We start from the raw sequence: 26,234 nt of genomic DNA on the forward strand, positions 1-26,234 counted from the left end.
ATAACCGACTAAAAGGGAAAGCGCGACGGCCGGAAAGTTATCTCAGAGATTACGGTCAAGGGTAATGAAGACCTGCCCGAGCGCTTTCACTTCCTCTACGCCACAGTCAAACGTTGTCGCCAGACTGCTTATTTTTAAGCGATTACCGGGAAGCCGTGCCACGTCGTAAACGTCCACGTCGCCATCAATATCCAGCAACCAGCGGCCGTTACCAATGTTGTCGCTGCCCAGATCGATGATCCATGAGTGATGACCTTTCACCACGTAGGCTGGTTGAGTTAACGAGGTATCCAGCAATGAACCGTCTACGACCCACTCCCCTTCCTCCTCCAGCGCCCCACCACGCAATCTCAATTTTGTAAGCTGACTCACTTTTTCAACATCCGCGCCTTGCGTAGGTTGATTATCATGCATCGCACCGTGGCCGGTCGCTAACCAGCGTAAAGAAACACCGGTATCCAATGCGCAGGCTACAACGACATCGCCGGGGAAATAATTTCTTCTTACCCAGGTACTTATCGTGCCCGATGACAGACCGTACAAGTCTCCCAGCTCTTTCTGCATGCTGAATCCGTATGCTTGCAGCATCCGCCCCAGTACTGCTTTACCACCTTCGAGTTCATCCAGCCGCATCTTGCAAAAACCTCTTTAGCTTCGAAAATCGCCTTGACAACTTGCAAAAGCAAGTTTAAATTTCAACTGTAACCTGAAATATGACCGGTAATGATATCAAATTTAGCGCTAAGGAGATCATTATCTATGCATTATCAAATTGCAATGCCCCGGGGCTTGGGAGGACAGCATGTTTATGGGAAGCGAATCCCAGCGTGAGCGCGGTTTACAACATATTGAAGTCATTAAGAAGACCTATTTCCACGCTTCAGGTTGCCGTATGCAGACACTCTTTGATACGGCGCCAGACGAATGGAAAGTCACTCTCTGTTTTCATGCCGGACTGAAGGCCCGACACACCCAGATGACTTTCGATGAGTTATCCGCAGAGGAGAAACGGCGGATCGTCGATGCCATCCTTTCGCTCAAAAGCTTTGGCTACATGCTGAATACGCATTTCAAATAGTCATTAAATGCAGTTCAAACCTAAAAAGACGTTCAACCCGTCAGGCGCTCTATTGCCTGAAAAAGGAAAAACCATGCAACACAACTTTTTTATGGAGGTTCCCGATGCCGGACTGGATCGATGAAGCCCAGGAGAGGCAGGCCAAATTACTGGAGGCACAGATAGCGCAGGCCACCGCCTCTTCACGCCAGCCCGCGGCTTTTATATGTGAGGACTGTGGCGAAAATATTCCCGAAGCACGACGCCGTTTACTGATTGGTGCGCAGCGCTGCATTCACTGTCAGGAACGGATTGAGAAAAATGCCCGGCATTTTCGCACCGGATAAAGGAAAAGCATCATGTCTGATATTCAGCGCGGGCGCTTTGCCCCTGCCCCGCCACCGCCTTTCTCATTAGCCGCCGCCAGCCCCCTTACCGGTGCCTGGTGGTGGAATGCACCGCGTGAAGCGATTTCGCGCCCATTTTTCCTTCCATCTGACCAGGCGGTAAAAAGAACTCAGTACGCTACTGATAAAATGGCGTCACTCCCTCTGTGCCTGAGGGCATCAGTGCAGAGACGCTATCAATATCTGTTAGAGGAGAAGGGGCTGCAGTCAGCCCGGCATTTTCTTCAGAACACCTTTCTTGGGAGTCTGTGGCCACGCATTCAAAAAGTTAACCAGCAAAATAGCCTGAAGCGCCATCTCTCCCTGCGGTTTACCGCCGAAGAGGAGTCGTATAATCGCCTTCCCGATCTCAACGGAAAAAGCCTCACTCGGCTGGCCTGGCAAATCGCAACCGAGTGCCAGGAGGCGTATGAAAATTTGTGTGAAGAACAGCTCGCCCGGTCTTCGCACGCAACTCAAATCCTGTTAAGCGATGCTACACAGAATCAGTTTTTCGCCGCTCTGGCAGGGATGGCGCGGGCGTTGAACGTAACGCCTTTGCATTGGTCACGTTTCTGTAAGGGAAAACTGGATGCCTCGGCCGCTGTCGCCAGTCTCTCACGGCTGGTGAATGCCGACTGGTGGGTCAGGCAACTGCTGTCACAACAAACCCGCTGGCGTGAGGCGCTGATGATCGCCGGAGGTTACGTCAGCCGGGCAAGTTCGGCGTATGCCAGCAAAAATGCATTGCGCGAAATCCGTTCCCGGCGGTTATCCACCCTGAATTATCTGCGCAACTGCGATCTTGAGAACGAGCAGACCGGCGAAAGGATCAGCCTGCTCGACACCGTCATGTCCAGCATTTCAAATCCGGCAATCCGGCGGATGGAACTCATGACGATGATTGCCGGTGTGGAAAAAGTGGCGAGCCTGCAAGGTGACTGCGGTTTGTTTATCACACTGACCACGCCGTCAAAATATCATCCCACCCGCACTGCCGGAAGCACGCGCCAGATAATGTTTAATACCAAATGGGATGATCAGGCCAGTTCCCCCAAAGAGGCTCAACGCTATCTGGTGGCGGTATGGGCGAAAATCCGTACCGCTTTTAAAGATCGTAATATAAAAATCTATGGCGTCAGAGTGGTGGAACCTCACCATGACGGTACGCCGCACTGGCATCTGATGCTGTTCACCGGTGCCTCACAGCAAACCCCCGCCGTCGAGATCATGCGCCGCTACGCATTAGCGGAAGACGGCGACGAGCCGGGTGCCTGCCGTAACCGTTTCGATTGTAAACCGCTCAACCGGGGCGGCGCAGCGGCGTACATCGCTAAGTATATCTCCAAGAATATTGACGGTTATGCCCTTGAAGGTGAGACCGACTTCGATACCGGTAAACTTCTGACTGACACCGCATCGGCGGTGACGGCATGGGCATCAACCTGGCGCATTCCGCAGTTTCACCCTATTGGATTACCCTCGGTTGGCGCATATCGGGAGTGTCGCCGTATCCGCGATATCAGTCTGGCAGACAGTTTTGACCAGCAGGTTGAAGATGTTCGACAGGCGGCGGATTGCGGAGATTATGCCGCCTATATTCAGGCGCAGGGCGGAACCAACGTCTCCCGAAACGGGCAAACTGTCAGGGTGGCGCGACATGCCAGCGGCAGTTTTAACGCTTATCAGGAGGAACGGCTTCAGGTGGTCGGAATTTATGCTCCGCATCTGGGCGCGGAGCATTGCTATTTGACCCGTTCATCGCGCTGGAAAATTGTCCGCCGGGCACCCCAGCCAGATTTTTCAGATAACAGCGTTGCAGAGATTGCCCCTCGGAGTTCTGTTGTTAACTGTGGGAAATCTTATGTAACCTTCACGGTACTCAAAAGCACTAAAGCCCCTGCAGGATGGAAAAAAGGTCACTCTGAACGGAAAGAAGCACCGGCTTTTGCCCTGCAAGCCCCCACCAGCCCACCACGCGATAAAAGGGAAAAAAATGCCAGTAAATCATAGGATTAGTCGTTTTCAAAGATACACAGTATTGACGTGATCCTTTAATTAAATAATACTGTATATAAACACAGTATCAGAGGAATGGCACGGTGGAAAACCTGAATAAACAACAATTAATACTTTCACGAATACAGCTGATTGCGGATATCTCGCAAACGGCACAGTGTAATTCTCAAGAGTTTCTAATCGTCATGTCGCTGATTTCTGAACTGGCGAGCCAGGCCTTACCTGATAATCAAGACGATGCTGTGCCCTGTGAGCTCAACCAAACGGATCCACACTAACGCTTTACTGAACGCGGGTACCTGGCGCTAAGCCTCTCCTTTTCGGGTTCTCCGGATACAGGCTAGCGCGCCCCCGCCACCTCCCCTGCTGACACTTGATTCTTCTTTTTCCTGTTTATCCTCCTCTGTAGACACCAGCACATTTGTACCTTCTGTTGTGCCACAAGGTTCACAACGGTCCTTCATTGCCGCGCCTCCTGACATTCCTGACACTGGATAATCTGAACCGTCCATCCACTTCAATATCAGGGGACCAAAATGAAAGTTTATGCACAACAAGGGGATACCGTCGATTCGATGTGCTGGCGTTTTTATGGCCGCACTGCATCGGTGGTCGAGAAAGTCTATAACGCCAATAAAAACATGGCGGAATGGGGGCCTGTTCTTCCCCACGGAACCGCCGTCGACATGCCCGATATCGCCGAAGCCCCCGTTAAAGAATCGCTAAAACTATGGGACTGAGCACAGGACGTATGACCTCAACCTGCGCCTATCTCATCGCCACTTTTATGGCTTGGCTGGGCGGACTCTCTCTGGAAGACATCGCCTTTCTGGTCGGAACCGCCGTGGGTATCGGAACATTTCTCGTCAACTGGTACTACCGGCGAAAAAGCTATCTGCTGCTCGCCCGTAGCGGACTCAGCAAGGAGACCTATGAACGCCTCAACGATTAAAAAGTGCAGCGCCGCCGTGGTGCTGGGGCTGATGGTGCTTCTGCCGGGATATATGACGTTATCCACCTCGGAAGCGGGCTTAAAGCTGATTGCCGATTTTGAAGGTTGCCAGCTGACACCTTATCAATGCAGCGCGGGTGTCTGGACCAGCGGCATCGGCCACACGGCGGGCGTCACACCAAAGGGGCCGATTACCGATCAAAAAGCCGCGGCCAATTTACTCGCCGATATTAAAACCGTGGAGAAAGGGATGCAGGGCTGTATGAACGTCGCGATGCCGCAAGCGGTGTATGACGCAGTAGCAGCCTTCACGTTTAACGTCGGGGTCAGCGCCTCCTGCCACTCCACGCTGGCGTTTTTTATCAACAAACGTCAGTGGCGCGCCGCCTGCGAACAACTGCCGCGCTGGGTGTTTGTGAAAGGGGTACGCAGCGCCGGTCTTGAACGCCGCCGTGCGGCTGAGCACACCTTGTGCCTGAGTGGAATATGACCCTGCGTGCCCTGCTTTTACTCTCCGGCACGCTGCTGCTGGCCCTGCTGATATTGGTGTTTTATAGCCACGGCCTGCGGCAGGCGAAAAACGCCCTCACCCACGAACGGGACGCCCTGACGGTGCAGATAAAAAGTCGTGACCAGCTGATAGGAAAGCTCAATCAACAGATACAGCTGCGTGAACAGGCCGAGCTGGCGCTGCGTCAGGCGCTGGGTAAAGCCAGCAACCTGACACTGCAACGGGAACAACAATTTCAGAGGAGCCACAATGACAATCCCGCCGTTAAAACATGGGCTGAAAGTCCTCTTCCCCCTGCTGTTAGCCAGTTGCACCAGCGCCCCGATTTCTCCACTGCCACAGATTATTTACGTTGGTTGTCCGGCAGTCAGCCCGTGCCCGATACCCGGCAGCCAGCCAAAAAATAACGGAGATCTCAGCGCCGACGTTCGTCAGCTCGAGTCCGCTCTGCTTACGTGCGGGCTACAGGTTGACGCCATCAAACAATGTCAGGAGGTACAGCGTGTTAAAAACCAATCAGCTTCAACAACGGCTGATTGAGCAGGTTCCACTGCTTAATCAGCACCCCGAAAAACTGGTGATCGTCACCGGCGCAGGCAACGTGGTATCCACACTCGCGCCGTCACTCTCATTCGAATACCACTTTCCTCTCACGCTGACCGTCAGTGATGACGCACTCAGCGACGCGGTGACAGATCTGGTGGTTGTCTCTGTGCTCGACTGGCTGAGAGAAAACCAGCCTGACATCCTGAGCAGCAGTACCCGCAGGCTGACCGATTTTGCCGTCAGCCCGCAGGCTAACGGCCTGACGATAACGCTGCAACTCACCGAACGAGTTCAGGTTGTAGATCGGGATGGAGTACGGACCATCACCCATCTGCCGGAACCATCGCTGCCGGAGGATAACACCAGACCACATCAGGTTTACCTCAACGGTGAACTGATCAGTCAGTGGACTGAATAACCCGGTTTCAGCTGCCGCTCGTTGTGCCACGGCCCGGCGGACGGGCACTGATTGTTGAACACCCCCGTTAAACGGCATCCTTGAATCTATGAATACATACGCTCAACTCAACGACATGCTCCGGCTGCTTAATAATATCGTGCGCATCGGGAAGATTACCGCTGTCGATCTCGACAACGCCCGCTGCCGCGTCACCAGCGGCGATAACACCACCGCCTGGTTGCCGTGGATGACCAGCCGCGCTGGCCGTACCCGCAACTGGTGGGCACCGTCGGTGGGTGAACAGGTTCTGCTGCTGTCGATGGGCGGCGAACTCACGACCGCTTTCGTGCTACCTGCCATTTTCTCAGACGCCAATCCGGCGCCCTCGGCCTCGGCTGATGCGGTGCATCTGAGCTTCCCGGACGGTGCGGTCATCGAGTACGAACCGGCCAGCGGAGCACTGACGGCGATCGGTATTAAGTCCGCCACGGTCAACGCGGCTGACACGATTTCAGTTACCGCTCCGCAGATAACGTGCCATGCCAGCACGCGCATTACCCTGGAATCTCCTGAAGTGGTGTGCAGCGACAAGCTCATCACCGGATCGCTTGAGGTAAAACAAGGCGGCAGCATGACCGGCAATATCAGCCACAGCGGCGGAAGCCTGACCTCTAACGGCATTGTTTTACACACCCACCGTCACAGCGGCGTACAGACTGGCGGCGGTCAAACCGGAGGCCCGCAATGAGTGTTCCCCAATATCTCGGCATGTCGCGTGACAGTGGTCTGGCGATTGAAGATCTCGACCATATTCGCCAGTCCGTCAGCGACATTCTGCAAACACCGGTCGGTTCCCGCGTTATGCGCCGCAACTACGGCTCACTGCTGTCGCAGCTTATCGACCAGCCACAAAACGACGCGCTGCGCCTGCAAATTATGGCCGTTTGCTACACAGCACTGTTGCAGTGGGAACCCCGAATCACGCTGAGCGCCATCACCTTCAATGCCGGTAACGACGGCAAAATGGTGGTGGATATAACCGGAAACCGTAGTGATACGGCAACGGATTTTTCCCTGAGTATTCCTGTGAGCTGAGACTATGGCGACTATCGATTTAAGCCAGTTACCCGCCCCCAACGTGGTGGAGCAACTGGACTATGAAAGCTTATTTGCAGAACGTAAATCCACGCTGATTTCGCTCTATCCGGCCGAGCAGCAGGAGGCGATTAGCCGCACCCTGGCGCTGGAGTCCGAGCCGTTGGTCAAGCTGTTGCAGGAGAACGCTTACCGCGAAGTGATCCTGCGCCAGCGGGTTAACGAAGCCGCGCGCGCCGTGATGGTGGCCTACGCCACCGGCAGCGATTTGGACCAGCTGGCCGCCAATAACGGCGTGCAGCGTCTGGTGCTCAAACCCGCCGACACCACCACCATTCCGCCCACTGACGCCGTGATGGAAAGCGACAGCGATCTGCGCATGCGCATCCCGCAGGCCTTCGAGGGGCTGAGCGTGGCGGGGCCAACAGGGGCTTACGAATACCATGCCCGCAGCGCCGATGGCCGCGTGGCCGACGCTTCCGCCATCAGCCCTGCTCCCGCCGAAGTGACAATTACTATTTTGTCGCGAGATAACGATGGCAAAGCCACACCAGACTTATTGGCCGCGGTGGATAAAGCGCTGAATGATGAAGACGTTCGCCCGGTCGCGGACCGCGTCACCGTGCAGGCAGCCAGCATCGTCCCTTATGAAATCAGGGCGATACTGTTTGTATTGCCAACCCCTGAAATTGAGCCGGTACGCGCCGCCTCTGAAGCCCAGCTAAAGAAATACATCAATACACAAAGCCGGTTAGGCCGGGATATCCGCCTTTCAGCTATCTACGCTGCCCTGCATGTGGAAGGGATTCAGCGCGTGGAACTGGCCTCGCCTGCCGCAGATATCGTGCTGGATAAAACGCAGGCCTCACTGTGCACGGCCTACAGCCTGTCGGTTGGAGGGTCTGATGAATGATCGCCTGCTACCTTCCGGCTCCACGCAACTTGAAATCGCCGCGGCGGAAGCGCTATCGCAGATAGCTCGCCTCCCCGTTCCTCTGCGCCAGTTATGGAACCCTGACACCTGCCCGCTGCCTCTGCTGCCCTATCTGGCCTGGGCGTTCTCCGTCGACAGGTGGGATGAAAAGTGGTCCGAATCGGCAAAACGCGCCGCAGTGCGAGCCGCCTGGTTTATCCATAAACACAAGGGCACCACCGGAGCACTGCGTCGGGTTGTCGAGCCACTGGGCTACCTGATACGCGTCACCGAATGGTGGCAAACCCACGACGTGCCGGGCACATTCCGGCTGGACGTCGGCGTGCTGGAAACCGGCATCACCGAAGAGATGTACCAAGAGCTTGAGCGCCTGATTGCCGACGCCAAGCCGTGTAGCCGCCACCTGATTGGTTTGTCCATCAACCTCGATGTCAGCGGCGATTGCCTGATAGCCGCCGCGACCTACGACGGCGAAGAACTGACGGTTTACCCCTATTTCCCTGAAACCATTACCGCGTCCGGCGCTGCAATGACCGGTTCAGCAATCCACTTAATCGACAACCTGAGAGTAAACTATGACAGCTAAATATTTTGCCTTGCTGACCAATCAGGGCGCAGCCAAACTGGCGAATGCGACCGCGCTCGGTACGCAGTTGAGCCTCACCCAAATGGCGGTGGGCGACGGTGGCGGCGTTCTGCCAACGCCCGATCCTGCGCAAACTAAACTGATTGGTGAAAAGCGCCGTGCCTCGCTGAATTCGCTAAGCGTTGACCCGGCGAATACCAATCAGATCATCGCCGAGCAGATTATTCCCGAGGATCAGGGCGGTTTCTGGATCCGCGAAATCGGCTTATTCGACCAAGACAATACGCTGATCGCTATCGCCAACTGCCCGGAGACCTATAAGCCTCAGCTGCAAGAAGGCAGCGGCCGAACGCAAACCGTGCGCATGATTATCGTGGTCAACAGCACCGACGCGGTCACCCTGAAAATCGACCCGTCGGTAGTACTGGCGACCCGCAAGTATGTCGACGATAAGGTTATCGAAGTTAAAGCCTATACCGATGACCAGTTAGCAAAACACGTCGCGGCGGCGAATCCACATAATCAGTATTTGCAGATCAGCAAATCCCTGGCAGAAATTAAAGCCCTTGGCCCCGATGCCGTTTCAGCGGTTCTTTCAAACCTTGGTATCAAAGAACGCGGTTTTGAATATGCAAATGTGGGTGGTTTTGGAGACAATACCAGTATATCTACCAGTGATTTTGGAAGCATCATCGTCATTGAAGCAAATGGTCGGACTATACAATTACCTACAATGAGTACCGTTCCGGCAGGCAAACTGATCACTATTTACTGTTATGGTGGTAATGGTTCTCAGATAGTTCTTCAGACACAACCGGGAAATTACTTTTCCAATGGGCCAGGGGGAAATAGATCGACATCAATTACTCTTTCATCACAAGAAACATTAACTATTGTCAGTGAGGGCGGCTCAAGCCCTAATTGGGAAATATATGGCAGTGGCGCCATTAAATATTTACCATTGTTTGGTTCAAGTTTATTTTCCAACGGGTATCAACGACTTCCAAGTGGATTAATTATACAGTGGGGGCAGGCAGCAACTAGTCCAAACAACCTGGTATCTCTACCGTTTCCGATTCCGTTCCCTAATAACGCATACCAAGTAACTGGTTCAGCTGTAGACGTAAATAATGCTAACATCGTCATGATAAAACCTTCGGATAGAATTAATTTCGTAGTAGTCGCGTGGGCAACCACCAACGGAGGAACTTTATATCGAGTACAAACCCCTATTAGCTGGATCGCAATTGGAGATTAAACATGCAATATATTTTTAGCGCAAAAACAATGGCATTCTATCCCATCAGTTTAAAGGCTGCTTATATTAGCTCTGGCTCATGGCCTGAGGATGGAGTAGTGGTAACGGATGAAAAATATAATGAATTTATGCAATTAGCACCTAACGAAAGCATACTTGGCGCAGATGATAATGGTTTCCCAATATGGGTACCACGACCACCGCTAACGAGGGATGAGATAACTTCTAAAATTGAAATGGAAAAAATCTCTAAAATATCCGAAGCTAACTCTTTTATTAATAACAAACAGTGGCCTGGGAAAGCAACATTAGGAAGATTGAAGGATGATGACTTTAAAAAATACAACCTTTGGTTGGATTATCTTGATGCATTAGAGGATATTGAAATCCACGTAGACTCAGACATCACATGGCCTAAGAAACCAGAATAATAATTTTTAAGGGGCGGTATATTATGGACAGCGTGAGTTAATACCTCCCCCCTTTTCTTTCAAATTGCACATACAAAATCCAGCAAGTCAAAATAAGAACACTCCGCGCCACTTAATAAATCCGAACAGCTAGCTCAATAAAACGTTCAACACGGCTATACTCCTTTAATAATCACTTGATGTTCTTTATTTTTTAAAGCTTTCTATATTATTGGCAATTTGGATAAAGATACATTTTTAACCAATCCAAGTTACCCCCCCCTCTGTTGTGCCATTCCCCCCACGCCTGCCATCGAGTGCAGGCGTCTCTCTTTGACGGCATCCTTGCTTCACCACCCACAAAAGAGAGAGTCAACCCGATGGCTGATTATCACCACGGCGTACGTGTTGTTGAAATCAACGACGGTACACGCGTTATTTCCACTGTTTCAACTGCTGTTATCGGCTTAGTTTGTACCGCCGAAGACGCGGACAAAACCCTGTTCCCACTCAACACTCCGGTGCTGATCACTGACGTGCTGGCGGCCAGCGGCAAGGCGGGTAAAACCGGTACGCTGGGCCCGGCTTTGCTGGCCATCGCTGACCAATGTAAACCAGTGACCGTGGTTGTGCGCGTTGCTGAAGGCGAAGATGAAGCCGCGACCACCACCAATATCATTGGCGGTTCTGATGCCAATGGCCGCTACACCGGCATGAAAGCCCTGCTTTCGGCACAGGCTGAACTGGGCGTGAAACCGCGCATTCTCGGCATACCGGGGCATGACAATCAGGCCGTTGCCACGGCGCTGGCGGCAGTCTGCCAGCAGCTGCGGGCGTTCGGCTATGTCAGCGTGTATGGCGCAAAAACCATCTCTGACGCCATCAAGTACCGCGAGAACTTCAGCCAGCGCGAATTGATGCTGATCTGGCCTGACTTCGTTAACTGGAACACCACAACCAGCCAGTCTGACATTGCGTTTGCTTCGGCTCGCGCACTGGGCCTGCGTGCCAAAATCGACCAGGAAACCGGCTGGCATAAAACCCTGTCCAACGTCGGCGTCAACGGCGTGACCGGCCTGTCCGCCAGCGTGTTCTGGGATCTGCAAGCTACCGGCACTGATGCCGACCTGCTGAACGAAGCCAGCGTCACCACGCTGGTGCGCAAAGACGGCTTCCGTTTCTGGGGCAACCGCACCTGTAGCGATGACCCGCTTTTCGCCTTTGAAAACTACACCCGCACGGCGCAAATCCTGGCTGACACCATGGCCGAAGCGCATATGTGGGCGGTCGACAAGCCGATGACCCCTTCCCTGATCCGCGACATGATCGACGGCATCAAAGCCAAAATGCGCGAAATGAAATCCGCCGGTCACATCATCGATGGCAACTGCTGGTATGACGAAACGGCTAACACACCGGAGTCACTGAAGGCTGGCAAGTTGTACATCGATTACGACTACACACCGGTCCCACCACTGGAAGATCTGACCCTGCGCCAACGCATCACCGACAAATACCTGGTGAATTTTGCCGCTTCCGTGAACAGCTAAGGAGATTTTGACTCATGGCACTCCCTAAGAAATTGAAATATCTGAACCTGTTCAACGACGGGAACAGCTACCTCGGTGTGGTTTCCTCACTGACCTTACCAAAACTGACCCGCAAGCTGGAGAAATACCGGGGCGGCGGTATGAGTGGTGCTACCTCCGTAGACTTCGGTCTGGATGATGACGCGCTGGCCCTGGAGTGGTCTATCGGCGGCATTGATGAGTTGGTGCTGCAGCAATGGGGCAGTACGGCAGATATTCCCCTGCGCTTCACCGGCTCCTTCCAGCGCGACGACACCGGTGAAATTTCCGCTGTAGAAGTGGCAATGCGCGGCCGTCACAAAGAGTTTGATTTTGGTGAATACAAACAGGGTGAAGATAGCGAAACCAAAATCACCACTGACTGTACTTACTTCAAACTGACCATCGACGGTAAAGAGCTGATTGAAGTCGATACCGTCAACATGCTGGAAATCGTCAACGGTGTTGACCGTCTGGCGGAACACCGCACAGCGCTGGGCCTTTAACTCCCCCAGGCCGGCAAATAATTGCCGGCCGCTTTTCTGACCAAATAGGAATCCTGATGAGCTTCGAAGAAAATAGTGTCGTTCTCGATGTCCCACTTAAACGTGGCGATGTGGAAATCACTGAAATCCAGGTCACCAAACCCAACGCCGGTAGCCTGCGTGGAATTGGTCTGGCTGCGCTGGCCAACGCTGACGTTGATGCGCTGATCACCATTTTGCCGCGTATCACCTACCCGAACCTGACGAAAGAAGAGTGCGCCCGCCTCGAGTTACCCGACCTTATTGCGCTGGCGGGCAAGGTGATCGGTTTTTTATCGCCGAAGCAGGACGGGTAAACATCGATCCCCGCCTGACCGTCGATGATCTAATGGCAGATATCGCGGTGATCTTTCATTGGCCGCCGTCCGAAATGGACGGCATGTCACTCACCGAACTGATGAACTGGCGATATAAAGCGTTGCAACGCAGCGGAGTAAAAACAGATGAGTAATCTCGACAAGATCCCGGCGACGTTGGGGAAAATCATTCAGCAGCTCCAGCCGTTGAAAAAAGCCACCTCTGATGTCTGGAAGCGTTTTACCCAACTACCGCAACAAACCTTGTTTAGCCGGATGTCAGAAGATATCAACGGCACGTCCGGAGAACTACAGGGCTTAGAAGAAAGCTCGCAGGTATTGGAAAACCTGGCTGATGCTAAAAGCAAATTCCCAGCAAACGTTCCCGTCGCCCTGCCCTTTTCTGAGCCTGTGGATAACCGTCGCCAGAAACAACTCACGAGTGGTGCGTTTGAAACGCTTCGCCAACCTCGCCCAGACAGCCCGGTTCTTCAACGATATAAAGACCGTGCGCAGCAAATTGCCACGTTGAAGAATTCCAGCTCAGCGATGGTGGCCTTTGCTCAGCCGAAAATTGAGTTGGCAAAAAATATCCTCCACCCGGGCGCTGAGTTGCAAACAGGGCTATCTGACATTCAGGCAAAACTTGGCCTGAAAAATGGCGATCCGCAGATTACAATATTGCGCCAGCAAAGCCTTTCTATGGCGGCAAGTGGTCATACACCGGCAGATGTTATAGCTAAACAGAGCGAACTGGCAGCAGACGGCCTCAACGCCAATCAAATTCTCGCCCAAACACCGGCGGCGCTAAACGGTGCAACACCGGCCGTACAGACGGAAATCAGGGTTAAAGGTGACAATCTCGACGGTGATATCACCAAACTGTTCGCCACCTGGGACACGATTCGTATCAACCTGTTTGACGGGCAAAGTGCGGCACTTCGCGAACTGACGCAAACGGCGACGGGCTGGCTGACCACGCTCAACACCTGGATAACCGAGAATCCGCAGTTGGTGTCATCCTTGCTGGCATTAGCTCTGGGCGTAACAGGGGTGATAGGAGGGCTGGGCATTCTCGGTTCCGTAATTGCGCCGGTGCTCAGCGGCGTCAGTATGCTGATGGCCGGTGCGGGTTTATTAGGAACCGTGTTTACCGTCGTTGGCGGGGTCATTGGAGCAGCAATCGCCGCCATTGGACTTCCTGTTATTGCGTTAGTGGCTGCGGTTGCCATTGCTATCACAGCCATCATCAAAAACTGGGATTCTCTCAGAAATTACTTCAATGACATGATCGCGGCCATCAGCGGAAAAATTGAGGCATTCAGCAATATCTTCACCAACCTGGGCGCCAATATCTCCTCGGTTATCAATAAATTATTGTCGAAGCTAAATGGATTCAAAGAGAAATACGGCTGGATCCTGGAAAAATTGGGCATGAGCGACAGCGCATCTGATGATCCAGAAACCTCATCATTATCGGGAGAAAGTCTGGACGTCACTCCGGCACTACCGAGTCCGATTTCACCGGGATATGTACCGGCCAAATCGCCACAGTCTGTTGTCAGTAACTTGTCTGATAACAGCGTAAAAACAGTGAACTACACGATAAATACTCCGCCTGGCGCTTCGCCACAAGGCTATATGCAGGCCATGACTGAATTCAATAAAAAACAAGAAAGTCCTGAGGAAGATAGCCTTATGAGCCAATACCTATATCAGAGGGTCTACTCATGATGATGACACTCGGTTTAAATATTTTTAAGTTAAGCACCCTGCCCTATCAAAGCGTAAATCGAACGGTCGATTATAACTGGGCGCAGAACAACCGGCTGGGATCGCGCCCGGCCTCGCAATTTCTCGGCATTCAAAAAGAGTCCATGGTGCTGACCGGTCAGCTAATGTCCGGCGTTACGGGCGGGCAGAGTTCCTTAACAGCGCTGCAGTCAATGGCTGACAGTGGCCGAGCCTGGCCGCTTATTGAAGGGACAGGTATTATCTACGGTATGTTTATTATTGAGACGATAAACAATGTCAGTAGTCAGTTGCTGTCCAATGGCCGCGCACGGGAGATTACTTTTACGATAACGCTAAAACGTGTGGATGAATCTTATACCGCGATGTTTGGCGATCTCCGCGATCAGGGAATGGGTCTGTTTAACAAAGCGGTATCTGCACTTAAAACATCTCCAGCCGGAGGTTTTATCCCATGATCACTGAGCTTAATTTACCGGCTGGCGCGCTAATTGCCCCCGACTTTACCCTGACCCTGAAGGATAAGGTGCTTGAGCGCAGCCTTCGTGAACGGGTTGTCTCAATACAAATGACCGATAACAGTGCCCTGGAGGCCGATGAACTCAAGATTGTCTTCGATGACAGTGACGGACAGTTTGAAATGCCGGAGCGTGGTGCTGTGTTAACCCTGCATCTGGGCTGGAAAGGTCAGTCACTGTATCGCTGCGGGAGTTTTACTGTGGATTCAGTTATCCATTCAGGGGCTCCGGATATATTGACCGTTGTAGCCCGTAGTGCGGATTTACGAGGATCACTGAATAAAGTGCTCTCCTACTCCTACGATGACTGGACGCTGGGCGCCATCGTGAGAATGATTTCCAAAAATAACAATTTGAATCCCCCTGTGCTGCCGAAAGATATCGATGGGATTTACGTTCCTCATATTGACCAAACCAATGAAACAGACTTGCAATTTTTAACCCGCCTGGCGGGTCTGTATGGGGCACAAATGACCGTGAAAGAGGGGGCGATTGGGCTAACCCGACCGGGATATGCGACATCTGCCACCGGCAGGCCACTTCCCGTCGTACACCTTGAACGGCGCGATGGCGATACCCATTCATTCACACTGAACGATCGTCAAGCCTACAGCGGGGTAAGCGCCAGCTGGCTCGATGTCAAAACCATAAAAAATGACCAGGTCGTTGCTCAGCGAAATGCAGGGATGGCGACGAGTCAGGATCCACGGCATCCTGCTGCAAAACCTAATGTGGGTACCTCGTCAGAAACGGCTTATGCCCCTAATTACATGGTCGGAAGTGCCAAAAATGTGCTGACGTTGAAGAAGATTTACCCCGATGAGGCAAGCGCGAAACACGCAGCTGACGCTATCTTTAAGATAATCAGCTCCGGCGTTGCAACGTTCAGTATCAATCTGGCGCTGGGAAGACCCGATCTCTTTACCCAAACTCCGGTTGTCGTATCAGGTTTCAAAGAGGTAATAAACCGACAACAGTGGATCATTACCAAACTGGTACATAGCCTCTCGGCCGGAGGGCTGACCACCCAGCTGTTTCTTGCGGTCATGCTCGAAGAGGGAGGCTACGTGTTGAATAAAAGTCAAAACTAACACATAAATTGCATTTGCAAGTCAAGACTCGCAATGGCATAATAATCTCACATTTTCTCGTCGTGCCGGAGGTTTTTATGATGCATTGTCCACTTTGCGGTAAGGTCGCCCACACTCGTTCAAGCCGCTATCTCAGTGAGTCGACCAAAGAACGCTATCATCAGTGCCAGAATATTGAGTGCAGCTGCACATTCGCTACCCATGAATCGGTGGCACGGGTTATTTCCAAACCTGGCACGAATTTGCAAGCTGGAATGCAAACGGCCTGATTCATCAGCTAATAAAGCGATACCCTCTTTTTTGCTACATCCTTTGCCTGCTCACCCCGCAGGCTTTTTTATGTCGCCAATTTAGTGATTACTGGGCGTAAAAAAAAGGGGCTAGCCATTGGCTAACCCCTTGTTCGATATTAACTAGTCGATGTCGCGTTAGCGATACCTTAGCCAAGACGCTCTTTGATACGCGCAGACTTACCAGTACGCTCACGCAGGTAGTACAGTTTAGCTTTACGAACGGCACCACGACGTTTAACAGCAATGCTGTCGATTACTGGGGAGTGAGTCTGGAATACACGCTCAACACCTTCGCCGTTAGAAATTTTGCGAACAGTGAATGCAGAGTGCAGACCGCGGTTACGAATAGCGATAACCACGCCCTCGAATGCCTGCAGACGTTTTTTAGAACCTTCAACGACCCATACCTTAACTTCCACGGAATCACCCGGACGGAATGCAGGTACGTCTTGCTTCATCTGCTCTTGTTCGATTTGTTTAATGATATTGCTCATAATATGTCTCTTACCCTAGGTAAACTGATATATCGGGAAGGCTCGGCGTAATGCTCAAGCGGTCCCTTCATAGTTTTGTTAACTGAGGCGATGTTCCTTTTGGAACTCTCTCAGTAACACCTCTTGCTCGTCAGTCAGAGCTAGGTTTTCCAGAAGTTCAGGTCTTCTAAGCCAGGTTCGACCCAGCGACTGTTTCAGGCGCCAGCGACGTATATCAGCGTGGTTTCCCGACAGCAAAACTGGCGGTACCTCCATGCCTTCCAACACTTCAGGTCGGGTGTAGTGGGGGCAATCGAGCAATCCATCGGCAAAGGAATCTTCCTCTGCTGAGGCCTGACGACCCAGAACGCCCGGTATAAAGCGGGAGACTGAATCTATCAGCGTCATTGCCGGTAACTCTCCACCACTGAGAACGTAATCGCCAATTGACCATTCTTCGTCAATCTCGGTTTTGATCACGCGCTCATCAATCCCTTCGTAGCGACCACACACCAGAATAATTTTCTGGTAGGTCGCCAGTTCGCAAACACCGGTTTGATCCAGCCTGCGTCCCTGAGGTGAAAGATAAATCACCTTCACACCTTCGCCTGCCGCCGCTTTAGCTGCATGAATCGCTTCCCGTAAGGGTTGCACCATCATCAGCATTCCGGGACCGCCGCCATAAGGCCGCTCATCCACGGTACGATGTCGATCGTATGCGAAGTCACGAGGACTCCAGCAATTTACGCTCAACAGGCCATTCTTTACTGCCCGGCCAGTTACCCCGTAATCGGTGATCGCGCGAAACATCTCAGGAAACAGGCTAATTATACCGATCCACATAGCCCACTCCCGTCAGACAACATTCCACCCAACCTGCCTTTAGCGACTTCAGTATTTAATACGTCAGTAAACGCTACGGAGGTCAAAAACCAGGATCCCAATCTACTTCAATGATTCGAGTAGTGAGATCGACTTTCTTGATAACCTGCCCATCGAGGAACGGAATTAACCGCTCCTTGATTCCGAAGGCATCTTTCAGGTTGGCTTTTACAACAATCACATCGTTAGAACCGGTTTCCATCATGTCGATGATTTTGCCGAGCTCGTAACCCGTGGTTGTGACTACCTGGCAGCCAAAAAGGTCTTTCCAGTAGTAGTCGCCGTCTTCCAGTGATGGAAGTTGCTTTGAATCGACCACAATTTCGCAATTGGTCAGAAGATTCGCAGCTTCCCGATCGTCAACGCCTTTGACTTTGATGATCAGGTCCTGAGTGTGGCGTTTCCAGCCTTCCAGCTCGACAACGTGCCACTTACCGGCTTGTTGGATAAACCAAGGCTGGTATTCGAAGATGCTTTCGGCGTCTTCGGTGGATGAAAACACTCTGAGCCAACCACGAATGCCGTATGTTGACCCCATTTTGCCAAGAACTATCGGCTCAGCGGGCGTCACTGGATTGAGTTGCTTGCTCATTGTTACCACCGCGACAGATTAAGCCGCTTTCTTAGCGTCTTTGATCAGCGAAGATACGCGATCAGAAACGGTTGCACCCAGATCTACCCAATGGGTAATACGATCCAGGTCCAGACGCAGTGCTTCAGCCTGGCCAGAAGCCAATGGGTTGAAGAAACCTACGCGCTCGATGAAACGACCATCACGAGCATTGCGGCTGTCGGTCACTACTACTTGATAAAACGGACGCTTTTTTGCGCCGCCACGTGCTAAACGAATTGTTACCATAACATCCTCTTTAGTTAATAAAACAACCAGACCCCATCGGGGAACGGGGTCTGGTTGCAATATAAAAAGCCCCAAAATTTTACTCATTTTGGCGCAAAAAGCAATCGAAAGCGTAGATTGCCTCCGTCGCTATTTGCCTGAGTACGTTTGGGGCCGTTTATGTGACTGATAATCAGCCAGTGTTGTCGATTAGCGGCCTGGGAAACCCGGTGGCATCATACCTTTCATGCCACGCATCATTTTTGCCATGCCGCCATTCTTCATTTTCTTCATCATGCGCTGCATATCGTCGAACTGCTTGAGTAAGCGGTTAACGTCCTGCACCTGCATACCAGAACCCATCGCGATGCGACGTTTACGGGAACCTTTAATAATTTCCGGCTTGGCGCGCTCTTTAAGCGTCATCGAGTTGATGATCGCTTCCATGCGCACCAACACTTTGTCGTCCATCTGCGATTTAACGTTGTCCGGCAACTGACCCACGCCAGGCAGTTTACCCATCATGCTGGCCATGCCACCCATGTTGCGCATTTGCTTAAGTTGGTCGAGGAAGTCAGTCAGGTCAAAACCACCGCCCTTCTTGAGTTTGCTAGCCAGCTTTTCAGCCTGCGCGCGATCGACTTTGCTCTCGATGTCTTCGATAAGCGTAAGAACGTCGCCCATACCGAGAATACGGGAGGCTACGCGATCCGGGTGGAACGGCTCAAGCGCATCCGTTTTTTCACCCATACCGAGGAATTTAATCGGCTTGCCGGTAATGTGGCGGATAGACAACGCCGCACCGCCGCGAGCATCACCGTCGACCTTCGTCAAAATCACACCGGTTAACGGCAGTGCTTCGTTGAAGGCTTTAGCCGTATTGGCCGCATCCTGGCCGGTCATCGCATCGACAACAAACAGGGTTTCAACGGGATTGATGGCCGCATGAACCTGTTTGATTTCGTCCATCATCGCTTCGTCGACGTGTAAACGACCAGCGGTATCGACAATCAGAACGTCGTAAAATTTGAGTTTTGCCTGTTGCAGCGCGCGGTTAACGATATCGACCGGCTTCTCTTGTGCATCAGACGCGAAGAAATCAACGCCGACCTGCTCGGCCAGCGTCTCAAGTTGTTTGATCGCTGCAGGACGGTATACGTCGGCAGAAACAACCAAGACTTTCTTCTTTTTCTTCTCTTTAAGGAATTTCGCCAGTTTCGCCACACTGGTGGTTTTACCGGCACCTTGCAGGCCGGCCATTAGCACAACGGCCGGGGGCTGAGCAGCAAGATTAAGCTCGGAGTTGGCCTCGCCCATGGCTGTTTCCAGCTCTTTCTGGACGATCTTCACGAACTCCTGACCCGGTGTCAGGCTTTTGTTGACCTCATGGCCAACGGCACTCTCTTTCACCCGGTTAATGAAGTCCCGCACGACCGGCAGCGCAACGTCAGCTTCCAGCAATGCCATTCGAACTTCACGTAATGTTTCTTTAATGTTCTCTTCGGTCAGCCGCCCACGGCCGCTGATATTGCGTAATGTGCGCGACAATCGATCGCTTAAATTCTCAAACATCGTCTCTTGCTCAACGTAATGACAGGCCGCCTTAGCGACACAATTGCGGGATTATAACACGAAGCGTTGACGATCTCTGCTTTGGCATGTCAGATAGGTTGGAGCGTGACGCGCGTGACGTTATACTGACTGTCTCATTCATTTTTGATGCTAATGAAACGCTATGTCAGTTTTTCCCGTTGTCGCCATGTTGGCCTATCTGCTCAGCCTTGCCCTTATCATCCCGAGCATTATCAGGAAGAATGGTGCATACCGGCGTTTAGCATTGATTTCCGTGATCGTCGCACTGATTTGCCACGCTGTGGCACTCCAGCAACGCATCTTCGATGTCAGCACTGGCCAGAACCTCAGCCTGGTGAATATCGGCTCCGTGGTCAGTCTGATTATCTGTACGGTAATGACCATTGTCGCTTCGCGCAACCGTGGCTGGTTTATTTTACCGATCGTTTATAGTTTCGCCCTGATCAATCTGGCGTTTGTCACCTTCCTGCCCGGCGAATTCATCACCCATCTCGAGCAAAGCAAAGGGCTACTAGTGCACATTGGTCTGGCGCTGTTTGCCTATGCCACACTAATTATCGCCGCCCTCTATGCGCTGCAGCTGGCCTGGCTGGACTATCAATTAAAAAATAAACGGCTGACATTCAACAGTGATATGCCGCCGCTGATGACTATTGAGCGTAAACTCTTTCATATCACGCAGGTGGGCGTTATTTTGCTGACGCTGACACTCTGCACCGGCTTGTTATATATGGATAACCTGTTCAGCAGGGAGAACATCGATAAAGCCGTGCTGTCGATTCTCGCATGGTTTGTCTATATCGTTTTGCTGTGGGGCCACTATCATGAAGGTTGGCGCGGACGCCGCGTGGTCTGGTTTAGCATGGCGGGCGCGGTGTTACTGACGCTGGCCTACTTTGGCAGCCGCCTCATTCAGCAACTCATGATTCATCAATAAATTGCAGTTCACACAATAAATAAGGAATTCCCCGTTGGAGCACGTCTCGACAACAACCCTCATCATCACATTGATCATTATGGTGGTGGTTTCGGCTTACTTTTCCGCCTCCGAGACCGGCATGATGACGCTCAACCGCTACCGGTTACGCCACCTGGCTAAACAAGGCAACCGTGGAGCGCGCCGCGTTGAGAAACTGCTGAAACGCCCGGATCAATTGATTAGTCTCGTGCTTATCGGTAATAACCTGGTCAACATCCTCGCTTCCGCTCTGGCAACAATTGTGGGTATCCGTCTGTACGGCGATGCCGGCGTGGCTATCGCGACCGGTATCCTGACCTTCGTGGTTCTGCTGTTTGCCGAAGTGCTGCCGAAAACCTTTGCGGCGCTGAATCCTGAACGCATCGCGTTCCCGAGTAGCCTGCTGTTGCGCCCGCTGCAAACGATCATGATGCCACTGGTGTGGATCCTTAACAGCCTGTCGCGCCTGTTAATGCGCATGTGTGGGGTCAAAACCAACGTCGGGATCAGCGATGCTGTGAGTAAAGAAGAACTGCGTACTATTGTGAACGAATCGCGCTCGCAGATTTCACGCCGCAATCAGGACATGCTGCTGTCGGTGCTTGATCTTGAAAAAGTGACCGTCGATGACATCATGGTGCCACGTAATGAAATCGTGGGGATTGATATCAATGATGACTGGAAATCGATCATCCGTCAGCTCACCCACTCCCCTCACGGTCGCATAGTGCTTTACCGTAACTCTCTGGATGATGCCATTGGCATGCTGCGCCTGCGTGAAGCTTACCGGTTGATGACCGAGAAAAAAGAGTTCACTAAAGAGAACCTGCTGCGTGCAGCCGATGAAATTTACTTCATTCCTGAAGGCACGCCGCTCAATATTCAGCTGGTGAAATTCCAGCGGAATAAGAAAAAAGTTGGCATCGTGGTCGATGAGTACGGCGATATTCAGGGACTGGTCACAGTCGAAGATATTCTTGAGGAGATCGTGGGCGATTTCACCACCTCAATGTCCCCTACGCTTGCAGAAGAGGTCACGCCGCAAAGCGACGGTTCTGTGGTCATCGAAGGTAGCGCCAACGTGCGTGAGCTGAATAAAGCCTTTAACTGGACCTTACCCGAGGATGGCCCGCGTACCGTGAACGGAATGCTTCTGGAGATACTCGAAGAGATCCCGCAAGTGGGAGCCAGTCTGCGCGTTGAAAATTACGCAGTAGAAATCCTCGCCGTGCAGGACAATATGATCAAGCAGGTTCAGGTGCGTCCAATGCAACCGTTACAAAGTACGGTTAACCGTCGCTAAGTTTAAAATGGTTAATTGGTGAAAAAGAAAAAGACGCGATATCGCGTCTTTTTTGTGCTCTGAGTTTCTACACAAAGACTAGATGTGCAGTTCTGTCAGCTTCTCTTTCGGCAACGCCAGATCTTCGTTGTGGTTAACAACCACGTCGTTGTCCAGAATGTGCTTAGCAATTTCCTGGGCTTCTTCCAGAGAGTGCATGTGGTAAGTCCCGCACTGGAACTCGTTCAGCTCTGGGATCTTACGCTGGTCGGTCACTTTCAGAACGTCGGCCATCGCCGCTTTCCAGGAGTCCGCCACCAATTTCTCACTAGGCACGCCAATCAGGCTCATGTAAAAGCCGGTACGGCAACCCATCGGTGAGATATCAATGATTTCTACGCCATTCCCGTTGAGATGGTTACGCATGAAGCCTGCGAACAGGTGCTCCAAAGTGTGGATCCCACGCTCAGGCATAACTTCAATATTCGGGCGGCAGAAACGCAGGTCGAATACGGTGATGGTATCCCCGTGTGGGGTTTTCATGGTTTTTGCGACGCGAACAGCAGGTGCTGCCATACGGGTATGGTCTACGGTAAAGCTATCCAACAGTGGCATATCGTCACCCTCCTAAAGAAAAAATGATTTTTTTATCGAACTCAGGAAACCTTTTCCCACAATGCGAGTCTGAATATATGAAAGACGCACATTTGTTATCATCATCCCTGTAAACAGAGATGTTATTTGGCCACATTAATTGTGGCCTTTTCTTTTTTAACCGCCGTTTACGGCTGCCAAATACTCTTCAAAGCTTAGCTTATCATTCGCTTCAAGATCGCGTTGTCTCTGCCATGACGCTGCGCATTCTGCGGCAAGTTGTTCAGGACTAAGAATTTCCAGCGGTTCCTGTACCAGCATCTGGCGATATTTCTCAGCCAACTCCAGCCCCAGATTACCGACACCCTGTGCTTTCATATCCCGCAAAATACGTGCTGAGTAGGTCAACTCAGGATCGTCGAACCCGACAACCAGCTCGCTACAGACATCCTGATACTGCTGATTGCCATTCTGACTATCCAGAACTTCAGCAACACGCCGCAGGTCATCAAACAGAGCCTTACCAACCTGATCGAGTGGTTTACGCTCGTCATTGCACCCAATGCCAATCGTCTGCCCCGGCTTACGACCTTCAAGAATCACACGATTCCAGTTTTTACGCGTACAAAGCAGTTCATCACTGTTCATCTCTGGTGCATCGGCCAAAGCACACCATATCAAAAACAGGTCCAGGAAACGCGCCTGTGACGCATCAACACCAATTGGCGAGAAGGGGTTCACATCGAGCGAACGAACCTCAATGTATTCGATACCACCGCGCATCAGCGCATCCGAAGGTGTTTCACCTGAGCGGGTCACGCGTTTTGGACGGATAGGAGCATAAAGCTCGTTCTCAATCTGTAACACATTGCTGTTCAGTTGCAGATATTTACCCTCTTTTTTAACGCCCATCCCCGCATATTCTTCAGATGGGGTACGTATAGCCTGCTTAACGCCCGTCACATAAGTTTCAAGATCGTTAAAGGTGATACCCAGGTTACTTTGTGATTTATTGGTATAGCCCAAATCACTCAGTCGCAGCGAGGTGGCATAAGGCAGGTAACACAAGCCGGTATCAGTATGTTCAAACGGCAAATCCGTCTCACGGCCCTGAAGGAACGAAGAACAGATAGCCGGAGAAGCACCAAACAGGTAAGGAATAACCCAGCCAAAACGGTAATAATTACGGATGAGTTTAAAGTAAGCGGCAGAAATCTCATGTTTACCGCTTTCAGCATCAGTGATGCCAAGGCGTGCCTGCCAGAACTCCAACGGCAGTGAGAAATTATAATGAATGCCGGAAATGATCTGCATTAAAGCGCCGTAGCGGTTCTTTAAGCCTTCACGATAGAGCGTTTTTAAACGCCCTATGTTGGAGGAGCCGTATTGCGCAAGTTCGATATCCTGCTCAGCCCCAACGAAGCACGGCATGCTCAGTGGCCACATTCTTTCGTCACCCAGTTCACGGGCAACGTGACGATGAATATCGCGCAGGAACGTCATAAGATGGTCAATATCGCCATCAACCGGAGTAATGAACTCAAGAAGGGATTCTGCGAAATCGGTCGTGATCCAATGATGCGTTAGCGCAGCACCTAAAGCCTCTGGATGCCCTGTCGCCGCGAGTGAGCCATCTGCATTAACACGAAGCGTTTCACGCTCTATGCCCCGACGAATACCTTTTACTGCCTGAGGGTGGGCTTCCAACCAGGAAAGCGCCTGAGATACATCCGGGATCAAATTGACCTCCCGCTATTTGAAATCATTGACTTGCAAGCATACTGAATCTGCATAGACGTAACCATCATGATAAGCGATACCAATCTAACTCCACCATGAGATCCCCTGTAACGTAATGACGGTTAAAATCGCATAACGTATTGTTTTCCCTATACAGAGGAAAAACACCACCGGGCCCCATGGCATGCGCAACCAGCCTGCCAACACACATAAAATATCACCCACTACTGGCAGCCAACTCAGCAGCAGCGCAGCAGGCCCAAAACGATTCAACCACGACGTCGCGATCGTGAGGCCGCGCTGGGGTTTCAGCCCCGGCAGTAACCGACCGATGATAATATTGGTTATCCCGCCTAAGGTATTGCCAAAAGATGCAGCGACGACCAATAAAAGTGGCGATGCGCTACCCGCTGACAGCAAGGCAACCAATAAGATTTCTGAATTTCCCGGCAACAGGGTTGCACTGAGAAAGCTGCTTCCAAAGAGAGAGGCCAGAGCCAGTGTACTGCTCAAAGCTTACGAACATCCACTACGGCCATATTGGCACGCCGGGCTGCCTGAATACCAAAATCTGCGTCCTCAAATACCACGCATTTTTCTGGCGGTACGCCGATTAATTCAGCGCAACGTAAAAAGGTGTCCGGGGCCGGTTTGTGATTTTGTACATCGTTGGCGCCGACAATCGCGTCAAAGCAGTGGCGAAGGCCAAGGTGACGTAGCAAGGCATCAGCCATCCAGTGTTCACTCCCCGTGCCGACAGCCATTGGACGGCGACCATGGTAATACTTCACCACATCAATGAGCGGAAGCGGCTGCACGGTATCAAGCAGCATCTCCTGCACCGCAGTGGTCTTCTCGGCGGCAAGCTGGTGAGGATCCAAATCAACCTGATTATCATCGATAACAAACTGTGCGATGCGCCACGTCGGTGAACCGTTGAGAGCCACCATTGCATCGAAATCATAGTGCATATTGTACTTGGACAATACCTGATGCCAGGCCTTGCGGTGCGTGGGTTCTGTATCCAATATGGTTCCATCCATATCAAAGATCAAACCCTCGTAGAGATCGTACATCTTGTACTCCTGCTCAGGATAAAAACAGGAAACCACTTTAGCGCAAAGTCTGTGGAAAGTCGCATTTTGTCAGGGAGCGTTAGAAGGAGGCAGGCAAAGAAGTGAAGAGAATATTGCAGGTTTAGTACGGGTTAAAAGCAAGAAACTCGCCGAAGCGAGTTTCTTTAATATGGTGCCCTCAGGAAGATGACTCGGCTATCGCCTCGCCCTACGGGCCGTTGCTAAACCAACGTTATCTTCTTGCGTGCTATCTGCATGTTGAGTTCAACATACACAAAATATGGTGCACCCAGGAAGATTCGAACTTCCGACCGCTCGGTTCGTAGCCGAGTACTCTATCCAGCTGAGCTATGGGTGCGTTGGGTCGTGCAGAATTTTGTTTCGGAAAATACTAAGAGAAAGAATGGTGCACCCAGGAAGATTCGAACTTCCGACCGCTCGGTTCGTAGCCGAGTACTCTATCCAGCTGAGCTATGGGTGCATTTTGATTCTTACTGCAGATTTTACCTAACCACTTTTTTCCCTACTGCATCAGCTTTCGCTTCTGCCCGTCACGCTCATTTGATCGCAAATCAACATAC

Annotated in this window: 36 protein-coding genes, 2 tRNA genes and 1 pseudogene; 27 read left to right on the plus strand and 12 right to left on the minus strand. The window is 51.7% G+C overall.

The window, feature by feature from the left end:
* Nucleotides 1-42 precede the first annotated feature (42 nt).
* Nucleotides 43-633, minus strand: a complete 591-nt coding sequence (locus tag ACZRKO_RS12275; protein ID WP_463737559.1) for a phage repressor protein CI — start codon at nt 631-633, stop codon at nt 43-45.
* A 175-nt stretch (nt 634-808) separates the two neighbouring features.
* Between ACZRKO_RS12275 and ACZRKO_RS12280 the strand changes: the two genes are divergently transcribed.
* The 25 genes and pseudogenes from ACZRKO_RS12280 (at nt 809) to ACZRKO_RS12400 (ending at nt 16,193) form a co-directional block, all read left to right on the plus strand.
* Complete coding sequence (locus ACZRKO_RS12280) at nt 809-1,078, plus strand: hypothetical protein (protein WP_463737560.1); 270 nt, start codon at nt 809-811, stop codon at nt 1,076-1,078.
* A 104-nt stretch (nt 1,079-1,182) separates the two neighbouring features.
* Nucleotides 1,183-1,404, plus strand: a complete 222-nt coding sequence (locus ACZRKO_RS12285; RefSeq protein ID WP_463737561.1) for a TraR/DksA C4-type zinc finger protein — start codon at nt 1,183-1,185, stop codon at nt 1,402-1,404.
* A gap of 12 nt (nt 1,405-1,416) precedes the next feature.
* The gene (locus ACZRKO_RS12290) at nt 1,417-3,456 is read left to right on the plus strand and encodes a replication endonuclease (RefSeq protein ID WP_463737562.1); all 2,040 of its coding nucleotides are present in this window, start codon (nt 1,417-1,419) and stop codon (nt 3,454-3,456) included.
* An 89-nt stretch (nt 3,457-3,545) separates the two neighbouring features.
* Nucleotides 3,546-3,740 (plus strand): hypothetical protein, encoded by a 195-nt coding sequence (locus ACZRKO_RS12295; protein WP_463737563.1) that lies wholly within the window; start codon nt 3,546-3,548, stop codon nt 3,738-3,740.
* 258 nt (nt 3,741-3,998) lie between these two features.
* Nucleotides 3,999-4,202: a tail protein X gene (locus ACZRKO_RS12300; protein ID WP_463737564.1), complete on the plus strand. Its 204-nt coding sequence runs from the start codon at nt 3,999-4,001 to the stop codon at nt 4,200-4,202.
* Complete coding sequence (locus tag ACZRKO_RS12305) at nt 4,193-4,414, plus strand: HP1 family phage holin (RefSeq protein ID WP_463737565.1); 222 nt, start codon at nt 4,193-4,195, stop codon at nt 4,412-4,414. Before ACZRKO_RS12300 ends, ACZRKO_RS12305 begins: the two co-directional genes overlap by 10 nt.
* Complete coding sequence (locus ACZRKO_RS12310; RefSeq protein ID WP_463737566.1) at nt 4,395-4,904, plus strand: lysozyme; 510 nt, start codon at nt 4,395-4,397, stop codon at nt 4,902-4,904. Before ACZRKO_RS12305 ends, ACZRKO_RS12310 begins: the two co-directional genes overlap by 20 nt.
* Nucleotides 4,901-5,332: an Rz-like lysis system protein LysB gene (locus ACZRKO_RS12315; protein WP_463738115.1), complete on the plus strand. Its 432-nt coding sequence runs from the start codon at nt 4,901-4,903 to the stop codon at nt 5,330-5,332. Before ACZRKO_RS12310 ends, ACZRKO_RS12315 begins: the two co-directional genes overlap by 4 nt.
* The gene (gene lysC, locus ACZRKO_RS12320; RefSeq protein ID WP_463738083.1) at nt 5,223-5,465 is read left to right on the plus strand and encodes an Rz1-like lysis system protein LysC; all 243 of its coding nucleotides are present in this window, start codon (nt 5,223-5,225) and stop codon (nt 5,463-5,465) included. Before ACZRKO_RS12315 ends, lysC begins: the two co-directional genes overlap by 110 nt.
* A complete protein-coding gene (locus ACZRKO_RS12325; protein WP_463737567.1) occupies nt 5,428-5,889 on the plus strand; it encodes a phage tail protein in 462 nt (153 codons plus the stop codon). Before lysC ends, ACZRKO_RS12325 begins: the two co-directional genes overlap by 38 nt.
* Nucleotides 5,890-5,977: 88 nt before the next feature.
* Nucleotides 5,978-6,619 carry a phage baseplate assembly protein V gene (locus tag ACZRKO_RS12330; protein ID WP_463737568.1) on the plus strand — a complete coding sequence of 214 codons (642 nt, stop codon included), beginning with the start codon at nt 5,978-5,980 and terminating at the stop codon, nt 6,617-6,619.
* Nucleotides 6,616-6,966 carry a GPW/gp25 family protein gene (locus tag ACZRKO_RS12335; protein ID WP_463737569.1) on the plus strand — a complete coding sequence of 117 codons (351 nt, stop codon included), beginning with the start codon at nt 6,616-6,618 and terminating at the stop codon, nt 6,964-6,966. The genes ACZRKO_RS12330 and ACZRKO_RS12335 overlap by 4 nt, the downstream gene beginning before the upstream one ends.
* 4 nt (nt 6,967-6,970) lie before the next feature.
* On the plus strand, nt 6,971-7,879 hold the full coding sequence (locus ACZRKO_RS12340) for a baseplate assembly protein (RefSeq protein WP_463737570.1): 909 nt from the start codon (nt 6,971-6,973) through the stop codon (nt 7,877-7,879).
* Nucleotides 7,872-8,486, plus strand: coding sequence for a phage tail protein I (locus tag ACZRKO_RS12345; RefSeq protein ID WP_463737571.1), 615 nt, complete (start codon nt 7,872-7,874; stop codon nt 8,484-8,486). Before ACZRKO_RS12340 ends, ACZRKO_RS12345 begins: the two co-directional genes overlap by 8 nt.
* Nucleotides 8,476-9,035 (plus strand): annotated as a pseudogene (locus ACZRKO_RS12350) (phage tail protein); the annotation flags it as partial. The gene ACZRKO_RS12345 and the pseudogene ACZRKO_RS12350, both read left to right, overlap by 11 nt.
* 184 nt (nt 9,036-9,219) lie before the next feature.
* Entirely contained in the window at nt 9,220-9,744 is a 525-nt protein-coding gene (locus ACZRKO_RS12355) for a gp53-like domain-containing protein (RefSeq protein WP_463737572.1), read from the plus strand.
* A 2-nt stretch (nt 9,745-9,746) separates the two neighbouring features.
* On the plus strand, nt 9,747-10,175 hold the full coding sequence (locus ACZRKO_RS12360) for a tail fiber assembly protein (RefSeq protein WP_463737573.1): 429 nt from the start codon (nt 9,747-9,749) through the stop codon (nt 10,173-10,175).
* 359 nt (nt 10,176-10,534) lie between these two features.
* The gene (locus ACZRKO_RS12365; RefSeq protein WP_463737574.1) at nt 10,535-11,704 is read left to right on the plus strand and encodes a phage tail sheath protein; all 1,170 of its coding nucleotides are present in this window, start codon (nt 10,535-10,537) and stop codon (nt 11,702-11,704) included.
* Nucleotides 11,705-11,718: 14 nt separating this feature from the next.
* Nucleotides 11,719-12,228, plus strand: a complete 510-nt coding sequence (locus tag ACZRKO_RS12370) for a phage major tail tube protein (RefSeq protein ID WP_463737575.1) — start codon at nt 11,719-11,721, stop codon at nt 12,226-12,228.
* Between the two features lie 56 nt (nt 12,229-12,284).
* The gene (locus ACZRKO_RS12375) at nt 12,285-12,563 is read left to right on the plus strand and encodes a phage tail assembly protein (RefSeq protein ID WP_463737576.1); all 279 of its coding nucleotides are present in this window, start codon (nt 12,285-12,287) and stop codon (nt 12,561-12,563) included.
* A gap of 32 nt (nt 12,564-12,595) precedes the next feature.
* Nucleotides 12,596-12,718, plus strand: coding sequence for a GpE family phage tail protein (locus ACZRKO_RS12380; RefSeq protein WP_034787693.1), 123 nt, complete (start codon nt 12,596-12,598; stop codon nt 12,716-12,718).
* Nucleotides 12,711-14,297 carry a phage tail tape measure protein gene (locus tag ACZRKO_RS12385; protein ID WP_463737577.1) on the plus strand — a complete coding sequence of 529 codons (1,587 nt, stop codon included), beginning with the start codon at nt 12,711-12,713 and terminating at the stop codon, nt 14,295-14,297. Before ACZRKO_RS12380 ends, ACZRKO_RS12385 begins: the two co-directional genes overlap by 8 nt.
* Complete coding sequence (locus tag ACZRKO_RS12390; protein ID WP_463737578.1) at nt 14,294-14,773, plus strand: phage tail protein; 480 nt, start codon at nt 14,294-14,296, stop codon at nt 14,771-14,773. The genes ACZRKO_RS12385 and ACZRKO_RS12390 overlap by 4 nt, the downstream gene beginning before the upstream one ends.
* Nucleotides 14,770-15,924 (plus strand): contractile injection system protein, VgrG/Pvc8 family, encoded by a 1,155-nt coding sequence (locus tag ACZRKO_RS12395; RefSeq protein WP_463737579.1) that lies wholly within the window; start codon nt 14,770-14,772, stop codon nt 15,922-15,924. The genes ACZRKO_RS12390 and ACZRKO_RS12395 overlap by 4 nt, the downstream gene beginning before the upstream one ends.
* A gap of 77 nt (nt 15,925-16,001) precedes the next feature.
* Nucleotides 16,002-16,193, plus strand: a complete 192-nt coding sequence (locus ACZRKO_RS12400) for an ogr/Delta-like zinc finger family protein (protein WP_463737580.1) — start codon at nt 16,002-16,004, stop codon at nt 16,191-16,193.
* Nucleotides 16,194-16,363: 170 nt separating this feature from the next.
* Here ACZRKO_RS12400 and rplS read toward each other — a convergent pair whose 3' ends face one another.
* From rplS to ffh, 5 genes are all read right to left on the minus strand, one after another.
* Entirely contained in the window at nt 16,364-16,711 is a 348-nt protein-coding gene (rplS, locus tag ACZRKO_RS12405) for a 50S ribosomal protein L19 (protein ID WP_463737581.1), read from the minus strand.
* Between the two features lie 78 nt (nt 16,712-16,789).
* Nucleotides 16,790-17,533, minus strand: coding sequence for a tRNA (guanosine(37)-N1)-methyltransferase TrmD (trmD, locus tag ACZRKO_RS12410; protein WP_463737582.1), 744 nt, complete (start codon nt 17,531-17,533; stop codon nt 16,790-16,792).
* A gap of 82 nt (nt 17,534-17,615) precedes the next feature.
* The gene (gene rimM / locus ACZRKO_RS12415; RefSeq protein ID WP_463737583.1) at nt 17,616-18,164 is read right to left on the minus strand and encodes a ribosome maturation factor RimM; all 549 of its coding nucleotides are present in this window, start codon (nt 18,162-18,164) and stop codon (nt 17,616-17,618) included.
* Nucleotides 18,165-18,182: 18 nt separating this feature from the next.
* A complete protein-coding gene (rpsP, locus tag ACZRKO_RS12420) occupies nt 18,183-18,431 on the minus strand; it encodes a 30S ribosomal protein S16 (protein WP_104924471.1) in 249 nt (82 codons plus the stop codon).
* 189 nt (nt 18,432-18,620) lie between these two features.
* Nucleotides 18,621-19,982, minus strand: a complete 1,362-nt coding sequence (gene ffh / locus ACZRKO_RS12425) for a signal recognition particle protein (RefSeq protein WP_463737584.1) — start codon at nt 19,980-19,982, stop codon at nt 18,621-18,623.
* Nucleotides 19,983-20,145: 163 nt separating this feature from the next.
* Between ffh and ACZRKO_RS12430 the strand changes: the two genes are divergently transcribed.
* On the plus strand, nt 20,146-20,940 hold the full coding sequence (locus tag ACZRKO_RS12430; RefSeq protein WP_463737585.1) for a cytochrome C assembly family protein: 795 nt from the start codon (nt 20,146-20,148) through the stop codon (nt 20,938-20,940).
* A gap of 34 nt (nt 20,941-20,974) precedes the next feature.
* Nucleotides 20,975-22,264 carry an HlyC/CorC family transporter gene (locus ACZRKO_RS12435; RefSeq protein ID WP_463737586.1) on the plus strand — a complete coding sequence of 430 codons (1,290 nt, stop codon included), beginning with the start codon at nt 20,975-20,977 and terminating at the stop codon, nt 22,262-22,264.
* Between the two features lie 78 nt (nt 22,265-22,342).
* Here the strand turns inward: ACZRKO_RS12435 and luxS are convergent, their stop codons facing one another.
* From luxS to ACZRKO_RS12465, 6 genes are all read right to left on the minus strand, one after another.
* A complete protein-coding gene (gene luxS / locus ACZRKO_RS12440; RefSeq protein WP_463737587.1) occupies nt 22,343-22,858 on the minus strand; it encodes an S-ribosylhomocysteine lyase in 516 nt (171 codons plus the stop codon).
* Nucleotides 22,859-23,014: 156 nt separating this feature from the next.
* Nucleotides 23,015-24,577, minus strand: a complete 1,563-nt coding sequence (gene gshA / locus ACZRKO_RS12445; RefSeq protein WP_463737588.1) for a glutamate--cysteine ligase — start codon at nt 24,575-24,577, stop codon at nt 23,015-23,017.
* Between the two features lie 84 nt (nt 24,578-24,661).
* A complete protein-coding gene (locus tag ACZRKO_RS12450) occupies nt 24,662-25,090 on the minus strand; it encodes a YqaA family protein (RefSeq protein ID WP_463737589.1) in 429 nt (142 codons plus the stop codon).
* Nucleotides 25,087-25,653 (minus strand): fructose-1-phosphate/6-phosphogluconate phosphatase, encoded by a 567-nt coding sequence (yqaB, locus tag ACZRKO_RS12455; protein ID WP_463737590.1) that lies wholly within the window; start codon nt 25,651-25,653, stop codon nt 25,087-25,089. The genes ACZRKO_RS12450 and yqaB overlap by 4 nt, the downstream gene beginning before the upstream one ends.
* Nucleotides 25,654-25,934: 281 nt before the next feature.
* Nucleotides 25,935-26,011, minus strand: a tRNA-Arg gene (locus ACZRKO_RS12460).
* Between the two features lie 46 nt (nt 26,012-26,057).
* Nucleotides 26,058-26,134 (minus strand) — tRNA-Arg (locus tag ACZRKO_RS12465).
* Between the last annotated feature and the right edge of the window lie 100 nt (nt 26,135-26,234).

This window comes from Ewingella sp. C233 (assembly GCF_055407225.1).

Coding starts and splice junctions, on each gene's coding strand:
- ACZRKO_RS12375 (WP_463737576.1), top strand. CDS start 12,285: ATGAGCTTCGAAGAAAATAGTGTCGTTCTCGATGTCCCACTTAAACGT.
- ACZRKO_RS12345 (WP_463737571.1), top strand. CDS start 7,872: ATGAATGATCGCCTGCTACCTTCCGGCTCCACGCAACTTGAAATCGCC.
- ACZRKO_RS12315 (WP_463738115.1), top strand. CDS start 4,901: ATGACCCTGCGTGCCCTGCTTTTACTCTCCGGCACGCTGCTGCTGGCC.
- ACZRKO_RS12395 (WP_463737579.1), top strand. CDS start 14,770: ATGATCACTGAGCTTAATTTACCGGCTGGCGCGCTAATTGCCCCCGAC.
- ACZRKO_RS12305 (WP_463737565.1), top strand. CDS start 4,193: ATGGGACTGAGCACAGGACGTATGACCTCAACCTGCGCCTATCTCATC.
- ACZRKO_RS12360 (WP_463737573.1), top strand. CDS start 9,747: ATGCAATATATTTTTAGCGCAAAAACAATGGCATTCTATCCCATCAGT.
- ACZRKO_RS12300 (WP_463737564.1), top strand. CDS start 3,999: ATGAAAGTTTATGCACAACAAGGGGATACCGTCGATTCGATGTGCTGG.
- ACZRKO_RS12335 (WP_463737569.1), top strand. CDS start 6,616: ATGAGTGTTCCCCAATATCTCGGCATGTCGCGTGACAGTGGTCTGGCG.
- ACZRKO_RS12390 (WP_463737578.1), top strand. CDS start 14,294: ATGATGATGACACTCGGTTTAAATATTTTTAAGTTAAGCACCCTGCCC.
- ACZRKO_RS12280 (WP_463737560.1), top strand. CDS start 809: ATGGGAAGCGAATCCCAGCGTGAGCGCGGTTTACAACATATTGAAGTC.
- ACZRKO_RS12275 (WP_463737559.1), bottom strand. CDS start 633: ATGCGGCTGGATGAACTCGAAGGTGGTAAAGCAGTACTGGGGCGGATG.
- luxS (WP_463737587.1), bottom strand. CDS start 22,858: ATGCCACTGTTGGATAGCTTTACCGTAGACCATACCCGTATGGCAGCA.
- rimM (WP_463737583.1), bottom strand. CDS start 18,164: ATGAGCAAGCAACTCAATCCAGTGACGCCCGCTGAGCCGATAGTTCTT.
- rplS (WP_463737581.1), bottom strand. CDS start 16,711: ATGAGCAATATCATTAAACAAATCGAACAAGAGCAGATGAAGCAAGAC.
- rpsP (WP_104924471.1), bottom strand. CDS start 18,431: ATGGTAACAATTCGTTTAGCACGTGGCGGCGCAAAAAAGCGTCCGTTT.
- ACZRKO_RS12380 (WP_034787693.1), top strand. CDS start 12,596: ATGGCAGATATCGCGGTGATCTTTCATTGGCCGCCGTCCGAAATGGAC.
- yqaB (WP_463737590.1), bottom strand. CDS start 25,653: ATGTACGATCTCTACGAGGGTTTGATCTTTGATATGGATGGAACCATA.
- ACZRKO_RS12340 (WP_463737570.1), top strand. CDS start 6,971: ATGGCGACTATCGATTTAAGCCAGTTACCCGCCCCCAACGTGGTGGAG.
- ACZRKO_RS12365 (WP_463737574.1), top strand. CDS start 10,535: ATGGCTGATTATCACCACGGCGTACGTGTTGTTGAAATCAACGACGGT.
- ACZRKO_RS12285 (WP_463737561.1), top strand. CDS start 1,183: ATGCCGGACTGGATCGATGAAGCCCAGGAGAGGCAGGCCAAATTACTG.
- ACZRKO_RS12290 (WP_463737562.1), top strand. CDS start 1,417: ATGTCTGATATTCAGCGCGGGCGCTTTGCCCCTGCCCCGCCACCGCCT.
- ACZRKO_RS12370 (WP_463737575.1), top strand. CDS start 11,719: ATGGCACTCCCTAAGAAATTGAAATATCTGAACCTGTTCAACGACGGG.
- ACZRKO_RS12400 (WP_463737580.1), top strand. CDS start 16,002: ATGATGCATTGTCCACTTTGCGGTAAGGTCGCCCACACTCGTTCAAGC.
- ACZRKO_RS12330 (WP_463737568.1), top strand. CDS start 5,978: ATGAATACATACGCTCAACTCAACGACATGCTCCGGCTGCTTAATAAT.
- ffh (WP_463737584.1), bottom strand. CDS start 19,982: ATGTTTGAGAATTTAAGCGATCGATTGTCGCGCACATTACGCAATATC.
- ACZRKO_RS12310 (WP_463737566.1), top strand. CDS start 4,395: ATGAACGCCTCAACGATTAAAAAGTGCAGCGCCGCCGTGGTGCTGGGG.
- ACZRKO_RS12355 (WP_463737572.1), top strand. CDS start 9,220: ATGAGTACCGTTCCGGCAGGCAAACTGATCACTATTTACTGTTATGGT.
- trmD (WP_463737582.1), bottom strand. CDS start 17,533: ATGTGGATCGGTATAATTAGCCTGTTTCCTGAGATGTTTCGCGCGATC.
- ACZRKO_RS12385 (WP_463737577.1), top strand. CDS start 12,711: ATGAGTAATCTCGACAAGATCCCGGCGACGTTGGGGAAAATCATTCAG.
- ACZRKO_RS12430 (WP_463737585.1), top strand. CDS start 20,146: ATGTCAGTTTTTCCCGTTGTCGCCATGTTGGCCTATCTGCTCAGCCTT.